The 14,896-nt window shown below is 28.6% G+C and carries 14 protein-coding genes; 7 read left to right on the forward strand and 7 right to left on the reverse strand.

From position 1 onward, the window contains the following. Positions 1-5 precede the first annotated feature (5 nt). Complete coding sequence (locus AC2TEO_RS02060) at positions 6-602, forward strand: response regulator (protein WP_442266518.1); 597 nt, start codon at positions 6-8, stop codon at positions 600-602. Continuing rightward, positions 602-1,210: a hypothetical protein gene (locus AC2TEO_RS02065; protein WP_442266519.1), complete on the forward strand. Its 609-nt coding sequence runs from the start codon at positions 602-604 to the stop codon at positions 1,208-1,210. The genes AC2TEO_RS02060 and AC2TEO_RS02065 overlap by 1 nt, the downstream gene beginning before the upstream one ends. Positions 1,211-2,061: 851 nt before the next feature. On the opposite strand, the gene AC2TEO_RS02070 is transcribed toward AC2TEO_RS02065, so the two are convergent. Further along, positions 2,062-2,904 (reverse strand): universal stress protein, encoded by an 843-nt coding sequence (locus AC2TEO_RS02070; protein WP_442266520.1) that lies wholly within the window; start codon positions 2,902-2,904, stop codon positions 2,062-2,064. Positions 2,905-3,071: 167 nt separating this feature from the next. On the opposite strand from AC2TEO_RS02070, the gene AC2TEO_RS02075 reads away from it, so the two are divergent. From AC2TEO_RS02075 to AC2TEO_RS02085, 3 genes are all read left to right on the forward strand, one after another. Next, on the forward strand, positions 3,072-3,527 hold the full coding sequence (locus tag AC2TEO_RS02075; RefSeq protein WP_442266521.1) for a hypothetical protein: 456 nt from the start codon (positions 3,072-3,074) through the stop codon (positions 3,525-3,527). A 66-nt stretch (positions 3,528-3,593) separates the two neighbouring features. Next, a complete protein-coding gene (locus AC2TEO_RS02080; protein ID WP_442266522.1) occupies positions 3,594-3,938 on the forward strand; it encodes a hypothetical protein in 345 nt (114 codons plus the stop codon). 9 nt (positions 3,939-3,947) lie between these two features. Next, positions 3,948-4,586: a hypothetical protein gene (locus tag AC2TEO_RS02085; protein WP_442266523.1), complete on the forward strand. Its 639-nt coding sequence runs from the start codon at positions 3,948-3,950 to the stop codon at positions 4,584-4,586. Positions 4,587-4,595: 9 nt separating this feature from the next. Here AC2TEO_RS02085 and pdeM read toward each other — a convergent pair whose 3' ends face one another. The 5 genes from pdeM to AC2TEO_RS02110 are packed head-to-tail and all read right to left on the reverse strand — an operon-like array spanning position 4,596 to position 10,735. Beyond that, positions 4,596-5,243 carry a ligase-associated DNA damage response endonuclease PdeM gene (gene pdeM / locus AC2TEO_RS02090; protein WP_442266524.1) on the reverse strand — a complete coding sequence of 216 codons (648 nt, stop codon included), beginning with the start codon at positions 5,241-5,243 and terminating at the stop codon, positions 4,596-4,598. Then, a complete protein-coding gene (locus AC2TEO_RS02095) occupies positions 5,240-7,696 on the reverse strand; it encodes a ligase-associated DNA damage response DEXH box helicase (protein WP_442266525.1) in 2,457 nt (818 codons plus the stop codon). The genes pdeM and AC2TEO_RS02095 overlap by 4 nt, the downstream gene beginning before the upstream one ends. Next, positions 7,693-9,279: an ATP-dependent DNA ligase gene (locus AC2TEO_RS02100; RefSeq protein WP_442266526.1), complete on the reverse strand. Its 1,587-nt coding sequence runs from the start codon at positions 9,277-9,279 to the stop codon at positions 7,693-7,695. Before AC2TEO_RS02100 ends, AC2TEO_RS02095 begins: the two co-directional genes overlap by 4 nt. Further along, on the reverse strand, positions 9,276-10,304 hold the full coding sequence (locus AC2TEO_RS02105; RefSeq protein ID WP_442266527.1) for a ligase-associated DNA damage response exonuclease: 1,029 nt from the start codon (positions 10,302-10,304) through the stop codon (positions 9,276-9,278). Before AC2TEO_RS02105 ends, AC2TEO_RS02100 begins: the two co-directional genes overlap by 4 nt. A gap of 59 nt (positions 10,305-10,363) precedes the next feature. Then, positions 10,364-10,735, reverse strand: a complete 372-nt coding sequence (locus AC2TEO_RS02110; protein ID WP_442266528.1) for a rhodanese-like domain-containing protein — start codon at positions 10,733-10,735, stop codon at positions 10,364-10,366. A 210-nt stretch (positions 10,736-10,945) separates the two neighbouring features. Here AC2TEO_RS02110 and AC2TEO_RS02115 point away from each other — a divergent pair, with 210 nt between their 5' ends. After that, positions 10,946-13,153 carry a TonB-dependent receptor gene (locus AC2TEO_RS02115; RefSeq protein WP_442266529.1) on the forward strand — a complete coding sequence of 736 codons (2,208 nt, stop codon included), beginning with the start codon at positions 10,946-10,948 and terminating at the stop codon, positions 13,151-13,153. Positions 13,154-13,212: 59 nt separating this feature from the next. On the opposite strand, the gene AC2TEO_RS02120 is transcribed toward AC2TEO_RS02115, so the two are convergent. Then, positions 13,213-13,977 carry a winged helix-turn-helix domain-containing protein gene (locus AC2TEO_RS02120; protein ID WP_442266530.1) on the reverse strand — a complete coding sequence of 255 codons (765 nt, stop codon included), beginning with the start codon at positions 13,975-13,977 and terminating at the stop codon, positions 13,213-13,215. A gap of 279 nt (positions 13,978-14,256) precedes the next feature. On the opposite strand from AC2TEO_RS02120, the gene AC2TEO_RS02125 reads away from it, so the two are divergent. Then, entirely contained in the window at positions 14,257-14,841 is a 585-nt protein-coding gene (locus AC2TEO_RS02125) for a hypothetical protein (RefSeq protein ID WP_442266531.1), read from the forward strand. Positions 14,842-14,896: the final 55 nt, after the last annotated feature.

Here is a 14,896-nt window from a genome sequence, read left to right on the forward strand (position 1 = left end):
AATAAATGGAAGTAACATTTGTAATAATAGATGATAATAAGGAAATTCAAGAGCATCCTTTACTATTTACAATAGAAGATAAATTTAACAACGTTAGGTTTTTTTCTAATCCGCAGGAAGGTTTAGACTATATCAAAGATAATTTAGAAATAAATTTAATCGTCTTATTAGATATTGAATTCTCTAAAGATGATATTTTAAATGGTCACGACTTATTGAAAGAAATTTACTCTAGCTCATCTTTAATCCCTGTTATTCTTTGGAGTGGAATTAATCAAGCAAATGAAGAATTTAGTGACTTTATAAATAATCGAGCTTTTGGTTTTTTAAGTAAAGATTGTTCTATAGCTGAAGCTATGGAAATAATTAACAAAGCATATTTATTTTTAGAAAAAAGCCTGGAAAATTCAATTGAAGATTGGATAATTGAAAGTCCAGAAGATAAAGACAAGCCTATTTATTTTTCTACAGAGGGTGACGCATACTCACTAAATGATATTCTTTTTGAAGTGAGAAATCAAACAGAAATAGGTAAGGACTTTGCACAGAGATTAAATGCACTTACAATCGATTTATTATTAAGAGGTAAAGAGAAGTTATAATGGCGGATACTTTACTTATTACTGACGAAAATGATGTCAGAGCTGGTTTCTTTTTTAACCTATGTAAAGAAGTAATTGAAGATTATTTTGTTAATAATGGAATTCAATTTTCTTCATTAACTAGTCCACAAATACATCATACAGGTATTACTGCATTTGCAAACCCTAAAGAAAGATTTATAATTGGGGCTTTTTCTCACGGTAATTCTGATGCTTTAGTAAGGGGAACTCAGGAATATATTTCAACAGATTTAAACGGTGTAGCTCTTTCTGGGGGGTTTATCTATACATTTGCCTGTAGCACAGGATTAACGCTAGGAGCAGACCTGACAAATGAAAATGGTGTTTTGTGTTATATTGGCTATAAGAAGAAAATTTGGATATGGGATAATAAGTATTTAGATGCTTTCGTAGGTTCTGCAACTATTGGGTTAATTGAATTTTTTAATGGACAAACTACTTATGAAATAATTAACCTAATTAAAGAAAGGATTAATGTAGAGATAGATAAAATCTACAAGTTAAATTACGCAGTAGCTGCAGATTTAAAAAAGAATAGAGATGCATTAGTTATACATGGGATAAATGTATCAATTAACGATTTTTAATTGTATCATATTATGTAAAATAGAGCTTGTTTTATCTGGATGTAGCATTGGCAAAACGGCCTCAGAGAATTTTGGTGAAAACAATAGGTGAAATGAGCGTCCATATTTTAGAGTTTTAGTAATACATATTCTTAATTAATACAAACTTTAAGGCTAATTCAGAACAAGATTAACTAGTTAGAATGTTTTCTAAAATATAGCGAATGAACCGTAATTGTTTCCAAAATTATCTGAAGCCTTGAATTTTTGTTTCTTTTGTTTCAAGACAAAAGATAATGCAAGAAATTAAAAATGCTTAATTGGAACCAAAATGTTAGCAAGTGTATAGAAATTTTAGTGTGGATGATGCGGTAGGAAAATTTTATACTCTTGCGTATAGTTTAACGAAAAGCTCCTGAAAAAAATTACAACGAGAATTCCATATTCAACGAAAATTTAATTTAAAAACGAAATGTAAGCTTTTTGTGCGGCTGTAAGCGTTGGAAAATTGTGTTTAAAAAAATTACTGCGACAGCATAATTATTTTTAAAAAGCAATACATGCGTTTGCGTGCGGCAATTTAACATAGCGGCCAATTATAGTACAAACGAACGAAATGTTTATTGTTAGCAGAAAACCGAACCAATGTTAAATGACCCGAGTACTGAACAATCTTTTAGAAACGTTAACATTCTGGGCTATTTATACATAATATAGAATTATAGCTTACAAATATTTTTGTACTATAATTTATATTATGTTAAATAAAAAATATAATAACATTAATTTTAATAAGAAAAATCCCATGTCAAAAAACAAATAGTTTTGTGTATGAGATTCTTATAAAATTTAAATCTATGAAATAATAAAAGTTAATCAGGTAAAATTAAAAAAGGAATTTTAGTATGGTACCCCATTTTATTTACAACAGATTCGTTCATCCAATTATATAAATCATCATGTTTATAATTAACCATAATTAATAAATCATAAGTTATATTACTTAAATAATCTCTAATATCTTTTTCTGTCGATTTATTTTTTGTAATTAAATTTATTGAATAATTGATGTTTTCAAGATTATATTCTAATACTTTACGATTCTTATTTTCATTATCTGTGAATTCTTTTAAGTTATCAATGTGAATAATCTCTAAATTACATTTATATAATTTACAAAATTCCTTTAAATATCTTAATGATCTTTCAGAATATTCATTTTTAAATGAAGTTGCAAAAGCGATATTTTTGAAATTAAAATTATTAATTTCTGTTGGTACTATCAACAAAGGAACATCAAAAATAGATTTTAATACTTTTACAGTATTACTACCCATAAACATCTCTTTTATACCACTAGCTCCTTTTGTTCCCATCACTACTAAATCAATAGATAATTTTTGAATGGTCTTTTGTACAGATTCAACTAAAGGTTTAGTTATAGCTAATGTCTCGAAAATATGTTCAGAACCTTCAGAAATTCCAGAAATACTTACTAAAATTTCATTTAATTTCGTATTAATCTCCGTTAATTTCTCTTCGTATCTTATTTTACCATCTTTTTTTGAGTTTTTAGTAGTAAAGATTGGATTTTCTACCTCAAATGAATGTAAAATATAAAATTTACATCGCTCATTTTTAAAAAGTTTAATGGTATAAAATAATGCTTCATGTGCATTTATAGAAAAATCAGTGGGTATTAATATTTTCTTCATTTTATTCTTTTTGTTGAAACAAAAATATTTTCGATAACCTTAATTTACAATGATATAAATCATATCGAACAGCTGATTTATATCATTTTACAGCCTTCACATTACTAATAAATTTGTTTTAAACGGAAGATTAATGATTAAAAAATTCACACTTTAAAAATTATATCATGTTAAAATTTAGACATTTAATAATAATGCTTTTTCTATTGAGCTGTTCACTTAAGTCAGAATATTCATTGCCTAATAGTGAAGAAATTAATATTGACTTAATAGGAACATGGACAACACCTTGTATTAAAGGTTTTGAAGGTGATTCTTTAAAAATAAAAGCTTTAAATAAAAAGAAATACAAATTGATTTTTGATTCTAATGAAGAACTTATTTCTTATTCTATTAAAATTAAAGGTCAAGAAATCATGAATATTATTTCAAATACAGGTAATATGAATACTTTTTATGGTTTTGATGTAGAAAACGATACACTTAGGTTTTATGAAGTGAATCCTGAAATACTTAAAAAAGATATCACATCTAAAAAAGAATTACTCGACTTTTTTAAAAATAATATAAATAAAGAGAACTTCTTTATTAATGCTTGTATAATGCTGAAAAACAAGAAGTAAAATGATATCTGTCATAGTTTATTTATTATAAACTACATACATTTATAAAAATTAAATACCACTATTATGAGTACGAAATTACAATTAAAAACAAATTGGAATCATGAAGAACTTAAAGCTTATTTCTTTATCTACGCGATGAATGCTGATTTAAAAGAATCTGAGGAAGAATTGACTCTAATTAAAACTAAAGTTTCTGAATCAATTTTCAATAAAATGCATCTAGAGTTTAATTCAGACAATGATTATGAGTCTATTCATAAAATAAAAAACACACTACAAGATCTTAATTATTCTACACATCAAATTCAATTACTTTTTAATGAGATGAGAGATATTTTTAATGCTGATAACGATTTTTCTGTATTGGAAAGAAATTTAGCTTTAGGATTAAAAAGAATTACAGATTAATAAGTTCATATGAAAAAAATCATTCTTTTAGGAATACTATTATTATTTAATATTAGCTGTGTAAGCAATAAACTGGTTCAACAATATAAAAACCCTGATATAGGATTTTTTCATGCAAATAAAGTATTAATAATTAGTTTGAACACCAATACTGAATCAAGACAAATTACTGAAAACAGTATAGAAAAAGCTTTAAAAAATCAAGGTGTATTTGTTGAGAAAAGTATTGATTTTTTAAATACTCCTTTTATTAAAAAAGAAATATCTAAAACTGAATTTCAAAAAATTGAAGACGATTTATTAAAAAATGATTTTGATGCAATTTTGGTAACCAAAATAATAGGTAGACAAAAAAGATATCATACCACAAGTTTACTTTATCAGTACATGAAAAGTAATCAAACTTTTGAAGAATATTATTATGGAAATCAGTATAATTATATGATTGAAAAAGGAAAAAAAGAGGATTATGTTATTTTAGTTTTTGAAACGTCTTTATATTGTATTTGTCCGGATAAGGAAAGAGAACTGATATGGAAAGGTCAGTTTGAAATAAAAGATCAAGACAACATGGAAAAAAACATTAATAAATTAAAAAAGCAATTAATAAACTCTTTAAAAAATAATGACCTTTTAATTGAGCATTAAAATATATTTTCAAACTTTAAAAATTAGTTGTTCATCAAAGGCATAAACTTTATTCTCTTCTTGACTAAACTTTGTATTTAAACCTGTAAATAAGCTAAACGCTGGTAAAATTAACTGATGTTTACTTACCAAATAACACGGTAACTTTACATATTGATTTCCTTTGAATTTAATACGAACTCCAGGATGCATATGACCACAAATTATAGATTCTCCTTCAACTGCATCATCTAAATCATGGCGAAAAGTGAGTCCGTTTTCTCGTAAAAAAGTGACGGTTTCAAAACCGAGTTTTTGTATTTTCTTTTCAGACATTTTATCGTGATTCCCTTTGATCAGAACTTTATCAACATTTGAAATTGAAACTAACCACTCTTTAAAAGTCTCGATATTAGAATTGTATTTCGCATGAAATAAATCTCCAACCACAATAATTCTTTTTGGAGAAAAATGAGTGATTAAGGTTAATAAGCGTTGTAAGTCTTCATGTAAAACAGTGTCTGCAACAGCAATTCCATGTTGTCTAAAATGTGCTGTTTTACCAATATGAATATCAGATAAAATTAATGTTTCTTTGTCTTTCCAATAGATAACTCGTTGATTTGTTAAGGTCAATTTAGTATTGGAAAACTCAATATCTTCTGTTAAAATATTCACTGAATCAGTTTATAATGTTGTTTTTGTAATCGCAAAATACGATCTGCTAATTTCTCATTACTCATAGTATCTCGTAAACTATCAACTTTTATAGGAAAACTCAAAGGAGTATAGCCTCTCGCCTCTTTTAAAATGATTTTACTTTTCGAAATACGATCGAAAGCTTCAAATAAGCGTGCTTGTTCTAGCTGTTCATTAAACACTTCTGTATAGGCTTGTCGTAATAACAAATTATTTGGTTCATGATCTTCTAAAACTCTAAAAATTAAGCCTGATGACGATTGTAAACTCTTATTTGTTTTTCTTGCTCCGGGTTGCGACTGTACAACCAAACCAGCAATTACAGCAATATCACGAAACTTCCTACTAGCCATTTCAGAAGCATTTACACTTGCTATGGCATCTTCCATAAGATTTTCTTTGGACAATATACGATCTAAATTTTCTTCAAAAACAGGAATTTCTTGATCACTCAATAAATCAAATCCATAATCATTCATCGCAATTGTAAATGTAATTGGTTTCAATTTACTGATTCTGTAGGCAATTAATGATGCCATTATTTCATGAACCAAACGACCTTCAAAAGGATAGAAAAACAAGTGATAACCTTCTTTAGTTTTTATTTTTTCTACTAAAAATTCATCCGATTTTGGAATATGAGAATTACTATTTTGCGTTGTTAGCAACGGATTCAAAAACTTTAATTCTTTCTCTCTAATTCCAGGGTGCAAAGCATCATTAAGTTTTAATCGTAAATAATGACTCAAATATGAAGTTAATGGTAGCCTCCCTCCTTTCCAGCTTGGTGTAATTGCTTTTTTAGAATTACTTTTTTTCACAAAAACGGTCATGTCTTTAATATGAACGATTTCTAAAACTCGACCAGCTAATACAAATGGAGTTCCGTTTTTTAATTTAGAAATAAAGAACTCTTCAATCATACCAATAAATCCGCCTTTCATAAAACGAACTTTCAACATGGCATCACTTACAATAGCACCAACATTCATTCGATGTAACATGCTAATTCTCCTACTGGTAACTTTATATAAATTGGTTTCTTCTTCAAAGACTACTTTATGAAATTCCTCGTAAGTCTTTAAGATATTTCCGCCTTGCGTAATAAATTGCATTACCCAACTAAAATCTTCTTCAGTAAGTTCAGCAAAAGCATGTGTTTGCTGAATTAATTCAAAAGTTTCTTTCCATTGAAAACCTTCTCCTACAGCTAAAGACACTAAGAACTGAACTAAAACATCGTACGCTAAGACCACAGGAATTCTAGCTTCGACATCTTTTTGTTTTACGGCTTCTTTTAATGCAGAAACTTCAATTAATTGTAATGTATGAGTTGGTAAACAATACACTTTTGATACTTCGTTAGGTGAATGTCCACTTCTTCCCGCTCGTTGCATAAAACGTGCGATTCCTTTAGCAGAACCAATTTGTACTACACAATCTACAGGTTTAAAATCGACACCTAAATCTAAAGAAGAAGTACAAACTACGGCTTTCAATAATCCATCATTAATAGCGTCTTCAATCCAATTTCGTAGTTTTTTATCGATGGATCCATGATGAATCGCAATTTGCCCAGCCAAATCTGGATCAGTATCTAACAATAATTGATACCAAAGCTCTGATTGACTTCTAGTATTAGTGAAAATTAGTGTTGTCGTATTTTCATAAATAATAGGCAATACTTTTTTCACCAATTGTCCACCTAAATGACCAGCCCAAGGCAGTAATTCCACTTCATCAGGTAATAAAGAAACAATTTTAAGTTTCTTCTTTTCTTTGGAAGTGATGATTGTCGTTTTCAATTTTGGGTTTGGTAACAAAACTGTTTTTGCTTCTTCTAAATTTCCAATAGTTGCTGAAATTCCCCAAACTCTCAAATCTTTGGTTAACGATAGAATTCTAGCTATGGCTAACTCTGTTAAAACTCCACGTTTTGTAGCCAAAAGTTCGTGCCATTCATCAATTACAACACAGCGAATATTCTTAAACCATCTAGAATTTTTCTTTTGTGTAAACAACAAATGCATGGTTTCTGGAGTCGTTAACAATACATCCGGCATTTTTCGTTCTTGTTGTCGACGAATATTTTGAGGTGTATCGCCATTTCTAACAGCTGCAATCCAATCTAAACCAATTTCATCAATTGCAGCTTGCATTGCTTTTTGTAAATCTTTTGCTAAAGACCTCAGGGGACTTATCCATAATAATTTACAGCCTTTTTTATATTGATCAGAATGATTTAAATAATCTATCAAAACAGCTAAAAACAAGGAATAGGTTTTACCAAAACCTGTTGGTGCAACGACTAATCCACTATAATTTTGAGCGTATTTTTTCCAAGCTTTTAATTGAAAATCAAAAGGTGAAAAGTTTTTAGAAGACAACCAATCTTCAATAATTTTATATCCTTCAGTTGTTTCTATACTCATTGATTAAAAATTAAGTCTTTTACAGATTCTATAGTGTCGATATCAGCTACTGTTTTATCTTTTCGCCAACGTTTAATTCGAGGAAAACGAAGTGCAACACCAGATTTATGTCTATTACTTAAAGCGATTCCTTCAAAAGCAATTTCAAAAACCAATTCTGGTTTCACAGTTCGAACTGGTCCGAATTTTTCTGTAGCATTTTTAGTTACCCAACGGCTAACTTCAGTTATTTCAGCATTTGTAAGTCCGGAATAGGCTTTAGCAATCGTGACTAAACTATCGTCTTTTTTAACTGCGAACGTATAATCTGTGTATTTGGAACTTCTACGGCCACTACCCTTTTGTGCATAAATCATAACTACATCAATCGTTAATGGATCTATTTTCCATTTCCACCAAGTTCCTTTTTTTCGACCAATATGATACTCCGTATTTTTAGATTTCAACATTAATCCTTCAGCATTTATTTTTCTAGAATCGTTTCTAATTTCATCTAGTTTATTCCAAGAGTCTAATTTAATTACACTTGATAATTGAATAGAGTTAGTCTTATTATTTTGAAATATTCTTTCTAATTTCTTCCTTCTTTCATCAAGGCTTTCTGATCTAATATCTTCATTTTGATACTCTAACAAATCATAAGCATAAAATCCGATCGGAATTTCTTCTAATAGTTTCTTAGTAACATTCTTACGATTTAATCGCTTTTGTAAATCATTAAATAACAACACACTACTATCTTTAATAGCTAAAATTTCTCCGTCTAAAACAAAATCTTCTTTCCAGGTAGAAAATGCTTCTACGAGTTCAGGAAACTGATTTGTTACTAGTTCTTCTCCTCTACTCCAAATAAACAATTCACTATTTCGTTTTACAATTTGTCCACGAATTCCATCCCATTTATGTTCTATTTGCCAATCGTCTATATCGCCTAATTCTTCAAGTTCTTTCTCTAAACTGTATGCTAGAGCAAACGGATATGGTTTAGAATTATCATAGTTTATATGAGTTCCTGATAACAGTTCATCAAAAGAAATCGTATTGATATCCCAATTACCAATAATACTATGCATCAATTTATTTACATCGATATTCGTCAACTTTGCTAAAGCATTGACTAATGTTTTTTTAGAAACACCAATTCGAAAACTACCACCAATTAATTTATTGAAAATCAATCGTTCTTGCATCTGTAATCCGTTCCAAGCATTGATTACATATTCTTTTTTTTCTTCTTCACTTTTAGGTTTTAAAGCAATTAATTCAATCATCCATTCATGTAACGACTTTTCAATTGTTGCTTCTGGTTCAGATAATAATAAGGCTAAAGTCTCCCCTAAATCACCAACTGTACTATAACTTTCTAAAAACAACCATTCTGGGAGTTCAGAAATCTCTGCACACCATAATTTCATTAACGAAGATTTTACAGGTCGTGAAGGTCTTTTTCCTGTGAATAATGCAATCATCCAAAGTTTATCTTTGTCTGGTGCTGTTGCGAAAAAATCAACTAATGCATCAATTTTTGCATTGGTTTTATTTGTGATTTCTATTGCATTTATAAGTTCGGCAAACTGTTTCATGAAGTTGATTCTTGGGTTACAATTTGCTTTTCTTCTGATTCTATTTGATCGTTACCATATTCGGTAATAACTTCTTCAGATTCGATTCCGATTTCATTTAAATAACGAGAAAAAATAGCTTGAGATCCGTGAGTTACATAAACTTTCTCTGCGTTTGTTGCTTTTACAGCTTTAAGTAACCCATCCCAATCGGCATGATCACTTACTACAAAACCCGCATCTACGCCTCTCCAGCGTCTGTTTCCTCTAATTTGCATCCAACCAGAGCAAATTGCAGTAGCTACATTCGGAACTCTTTTCAGCATTTTACTTCCAAGCAAAGCTGGCGGCATAATGATAATTTTATTCTGAATATCAGCTTTTTTAAAATTTCCATCTAAGCGAATAGTTTCTGGAATTTTGACTCCTGAGGCTGTAATTGCAGTATTTATATGATGAATTGCATTATGAACATAGATTTCATCTAATCCTTCTAAAAGTTTCATAATACGTTGTGATTTTCCTAACGAATAACCAAAAAACACACTTGTTCGATTATTGGCTTTGTTTTTTGCCACCCAATTATGGATTTGTGACTGAATCGCAGCTTCTGTTTGCCATTTATAAATTGGTAATCCGAAAGTACTTTCAGTTATGAATTCGTGACACGTAATTGGTTCAAAAGGAATAGTTAAATTATCTTCTTTTATTTTATAATCTCCAGAAAAAACTACAACTTTTCCTTTGTATTCTAATCTAACTTGAGAAGATCCGATAATATGTCCAGCAGGATGAAAACTAACTTTAACTCCATTAATAGTTTTAGATTCATTGTAATTGAGTGTTTCTACAGAAATATCTTGACTAATACGTTGTTTTAAAATATTTTTAGTGTGAGTATGACAAAGATAATGTTTCATTCCCCAACGTGCATGATCTGCATGTCCGTGTGATATCACTGCATAATCTACAGGATGCCAAGGATCGATATAAAACTTTCCAGGAGTACAATAAATGCCTTTTTTGGTGAAACGAATTATTTTCATGTTTAACAAATTTAATAAATTATTAAACAAAAAAATAATTATGATGAGATTATTAAAGTTTATTTATTTTCTTTAGACCAAGCTAAATAACCTCCATTTAAATCATAAATTTTTTTAAAACCTAATTCATTACATATTTCAGAGGCTTTGCCGCTTCTTTTTCCACTTCTACAATACAAATAAATTGGTTTCTCTTTATTTAATTTATTTAATTCAGTTTTAAATGATGATGAGAAATAATCTAACGATTTTGCATTCGTAATATGACCTTGATTAAATTCTTTGGAAGTTCTAACATCTATTAATTGAATATCTTCTTTAGAAATGTATTCTTTTAATTGAGATGCATTTAATTTAATAATATTAGAGGTTTCTTGAGTATTACAAGCTAACATTATTATTAAAATCATTACAGTAAATATTGGTTTCATAATAATTATAAAGTTACACTATTAAAAAATATATAGTAAATATAGGATAAAAATAACTCTTAATTTACTGAATAAAAGCTTATAAACTCTACCTTGATTTTTACCTGTTAATTACACGTTAAACTTTATTAAAATAAGTTAATTAGGATATCTAATTTTTAGTTTTACATGCTCAAAAATGATTAATAAAATCTACCATTAAGTATAAAAATGAAATACCTAATAACTGTATGTTGCTTATTATTCTTGCAACATTCTTTCGCGCAAATTCTAAAAGGAAAAATAGTATCGCAAAATGATATCCCAATAGTAGAAGCCCATATTTTTAATTCAGATGATGAACATCATACGCATAGTAATCATAGAGGTACTTTTGTTTTACATCATGTAAAAGTTGGAGACACATTAATTGTGAGTCATATCAACTACAAAAAGAAACAAGTCATTATAAAAGATTTAAAGTCAATTACAATAATTTTAGAAGAAAACTTAGTCTCTCTTGAAGAAATTACCATTGCTAAAAAATTAAATGCTTTAAATGTAATTGCAGATGTAGACATACAAGTTTCACCAGTAAATTCGTCACAAGAAATTCTACAAAAAGTTCCTGGTTTATTTATTGGTCAGCATGCAGGTGGAGGAAAAGCTGAACAAATTTTTCTTCGTGGATTTGACATCGACCATGGAACTGATATTACAATAACAGCAGATGGGCTTCCTGTAAATATGGTATCTCATGCACACGGACAAGGATATGCAGATTTACACTTTGTAATTCCAGAAACCGTTGATAAAATAGATTTCGGTAAAGGTGCGTATTATGCAGATAAGGGAAATTTTAATACGGCAGGATATGTAAACTTTAAAACCAAAGAGAGATTAAGCAATAATTTATTAAAGCTAGATGTGGGGCAATTTAACACAAAACGTTTATTAGGAATGTTTAATATTGTGAATAACAACAAACAGAGTGCTTATGTTGCTTCAGAATATATTTTGACAGATGGATATTTCGAGAGTTCTCAAAATTTCAATAGACTAAATATTTTTGGAAAATACAGTTTAAATGTAACTGACAATGATAAAGTTGGATTAACTGTTTCTCATTTTACAAGTAAATGGGATGCTTCTGGGCAAATTCCTCAACGTGCTGTAGATAGTGGATTAATAACTCGTTTTGGTGCTATTGACGATACTGAAGGAGGTTCTACAAGCAGAACTAACGCTTTACTTACTTACAACAAGATAATTTCTGAAAATGCTTCTATTAAAAACAAAGTTTTTTATAATCGTTATGATTTTGAGTTGTTTTCTAATTTCACTTTTTTCTTAGATGATCCTGTTAATGGTGATCAAATTAAACAAAAAGAAACTCGAAGAATTTTCGGTGCAACAAGTGATTACAAACAAAATTTTACTTCATTTGACGGAAGTTTTTCTGCCGGAATTAGCTTGCGAAATGATCGAAGTTTTGGTAATGAATTAGCAAATACAGTAAATCGTAAACAAACTTTAAATCGAATTCAGTTTGGTGATATCAATGAAACAAACCTTGGAAGTTATGTAAGTGCTAATTTTAACTTCGGAAAGTTTACTATAAATCCAGCTTTACGCTTAGATTATTTCAATTTCCAGTATAATGACAATTTACAAACGAATTACGAAACACAGTCTGAAACAGCTAGCATTGTGAGTCCGAAATTAAACATTTTCTACAATCATAATGACAATACTCAGTTCTATTTAAAAACAGGTAAAGGTTTTCATTCAAACGATACTCGAGTAGTTGTTGCTCAAAATGGAAATACAATTTTACCTGCTTCTTATGGATTTGATGCTGGAATTATCTGGAAACCTATTCCTAAAGTTTTAATTAACACAGCATATTGGTATTTATTCTTAGAACAAGAGTTTGTGTATGTTGGAGATGCAGGAATTGTAGAACCTAGCGGAAAAACTAACCGTCAAGGAATTGATTTTAGTTTAAGATATGAACCAATTGATCAACTTTATTTCAATTTTGATGCAAATTATACACACGCAAGAGCTTCAGAAGAATTAAAAGGACAAGATTTTATTCCTTTAGCTCCAGATTTTACATTAACAAGTGGATTAAGCTATAAAAGTAAATCAGGATTTTTTGGAAGCGCGCAACTAAGATATATTAAAGATAGACCAGCAAATGAAGATAATTCTATTGCTGCAGAAGGTTACACCGTAACAGATTTAAATGTTGGTTATGAGTATAAAAACATCACATTTGGTATACAAGTGAAAAACCTTTTTAATACAGAATGGAATGAAACTCAATTTGCAACAGAATCTCGTTTGCAAAATGAAGTAAATTCTGTTGAAGAAATTCATTTTACACCTGGAACTCCTTTTTTCTTAACAGGAACTATTTCTGTTAGGTTTTAGGGATTTAATCTAATTTCAAAAATCATTTAAAAAGACTCGATTACAATATTGAGTCTTTTTTATTTTACAATTAGCTTATATCCAACTCCGTGAACATTGGTAATTTTTATGGTTTCGTCTTCAGCTAATTTCTTGCGTAATTTAGAGATATAAGTATCTAAACTTCTACTAACAACTACTCCATTATCTTCCCAAACTTTCTTAGTTAGTTCTTCTCTTTTTACAGTTTGATTCAAATTTTCTACAAGAATTAAAAGTAAATCACATTCTTTTTTAGATAAGTTCAATTCACTAGAGTTTCTAATAAGAATATTCCTATCTGGTAAAAAAGAATAATTACCTATAGTTAATTTCACTTCTTGTTCAACTACTATATTTTTATTTTTTTGTTGTTTCTTTTTAAATAGTAGTAAGAGAATAATAGTTACTACAATTAATAAAACTACTATGAAATAAAGACTTTTATAATTAGATGAGCTTGTTGTTAAGTCTCCTGTAAAGTTTATTCTAATCGTATAACAACTTTTAGCTAAAATTCTATTGGCACAAGGAATAATACCTTCTTGTATTTCTTGTTGCATTAAATAACTATAAGCAACTTCGTTATCAATACACTGAAATACTTGTACAATGTAAGCTTCTGGTAATTTTGCCTTTTTAAAATTCGTTTCAATAAGTTTTACCAGCTTACTGGGTTCGATTTCTATAGTATTGGGAAATGCTAATTCATAAGTTGTATCATCAATTTTTTTCACAGGTAAAACAGGAGATGTTAAATCTTTATTTGCAATAAGTAATTCGTGACCAACTTGTCTTAATGACACTTTTACTATTTCTGAAAAATAAGATTCTGAAGATGAATTACACGAAATCAAACTAATTAAAAATAGCAAGACAATTGTTCGTATTAAGCTTGAAAAAAGTTTTTTACAAATCATTACAACAAATAACATATAATTTTACCAAAATTTATAGCTTTTGACACTTCTTTTACACTCTTTTGACACTTTTTGGAAAAGCATACTCTAACTTTGAGATATAAAAATGAAATAAAATTTCGCGATATTTTCTCATAAATTACTAATTATTAAATCAATAAAAAAATGGTTAAATATATAATCTTAGGTTTTACTTTACTTTTTACAATTTCTTGTAAAAAAGAAAATAAAGTAGAAAAAAAACAAGATAATACAATTGCTGAAACAGTAAAAACGAACAATTATATTAGTCCTTATGACAGTTTTGTTTACGATTTTTCAAAAAATATCAATCTGTATGAATTAACTATGAAAACTTTTCAAATTGATAAGGATAAACATAGTTTTGAAATAGACATAAAATTGATTCAAGGAGCATTTTTTGTATCCCCTAAATCTAAAGGAGATTTTAAAGGAAAATTTAGAGTAGAAATTAGTGATAATAAACATATCGCTATAGAAAAAGGGATTACTGAAAGTCCATTATCTAAAGAAGTTTTCGATTCTCATCCATTTGTAAATGGTTATGTAAATTGGGTTAAAGAAAATACAATTTACAATAAGAATTATAAAATAAAAACACCAAGAGAAAACTTCACTGTAACAGGAGTTATAAAGTTTGTCATAGAACCTCGTTGTACATTAGAAGAAATTCCATTTATTATAGTTCATGAACGTGGTGAATTAAGAGTTCGTAGAGATGATTGTTAATAGTTAATGATCAGTTAATAATATATTATTCATTGCTTATTGATAATTGTTCTCT

It is taken from the genome of Tenacibaculum aquaeponti (genome assembly GCF_057221555.1).

Excerpts from the sequence above, each read along its gene's own strand:
- AC2TEO_RS02100 (WP_442266526.1), bottom strand. The coding sequence starts at position 9,279 with ATGAAACAGTTTGCCGAACTTATAAATGCAATAGAAATCACAAATAAA.
- AC2TEO_RS02110 (WP_442266528.1), bottom strand. The coding sequence starts at position 10,735 with ATGAAACCAATATTTACTGTAATGATTTTAATAATAATGTTAGCTTGT.
- AC2TEO_RS02065 (WP_442266519.1), top strand. The coding sequence starts at position 602 with ATGGCGGATACTTTACTTATTACTGACGAAAATGATGTCAGAGCTGGT.
- AC2TEO_RS02115 (WP_442266529.1), top strand. The coding sequence starts at position 10,946 with ATGAAATACCTAATAACTGTATGTTGCTTATTATTCTTGCAACATTCT.
- AC2TEO_RS02070 (WP_442266520.1), bottom strand. The coding sequence starts at position 2,904 with ATGAAGAAAATATTAATACCCACTGATTTTTCTATAAATGCACATGAA.
- AC2TEO_RS02125 (WP_442266531.1), top strand. The coding sequence starts at position 14,257 with ATGGTTAAATATATAATCTTAGGTTTTACTTTACTTTTTACAATTTCT.
- AC2TEO_RS02075 (WP_442266521.1), top strand. The coding sequence starts at position 3,072 with ATGTTAAAATTTAGACATTTAATAATAATGCTTTTTCTATTGAGCTGT.
- AC2TEO_RS02060 (WP_442266518.1), top strand. The coding sequence starts at position 6 with ATGGAAGTAACATTTGTAATAATAGATGATAATAAGGAAATTCAAGAG.
- AC2TEO_RS02105 (WP_442266527.1), bottom strand. The coding sequence starts at position 10,304 with ATGAAAATAATTCGTTTCACCAAAAAAGGCATTTATTGTACTCCTGGA.
- AC2TEO_RS02080 (WP_442266522.1), top strand. The coding sequence starts at position 3,594 with ATGAGTACGAAATTACAATTAAAAACAAATTGGAATCATGAAGAACTT.
- AC2TEO_RS02095 (WP_442266525.1), bottom strand. The coding sequence starts at position 7,696 with ATGAGTATAGAAACAACTGAAGGATATAAAATTATTGAAGATTGGTTG.
- AC2TEO_RS02085 (WP_442266523.1), top strand. The coding sequence starts at position 3,948 with ATGAAAAAAATCATTCTTTTAGGAATACTATTATTATTTAATATTAGC.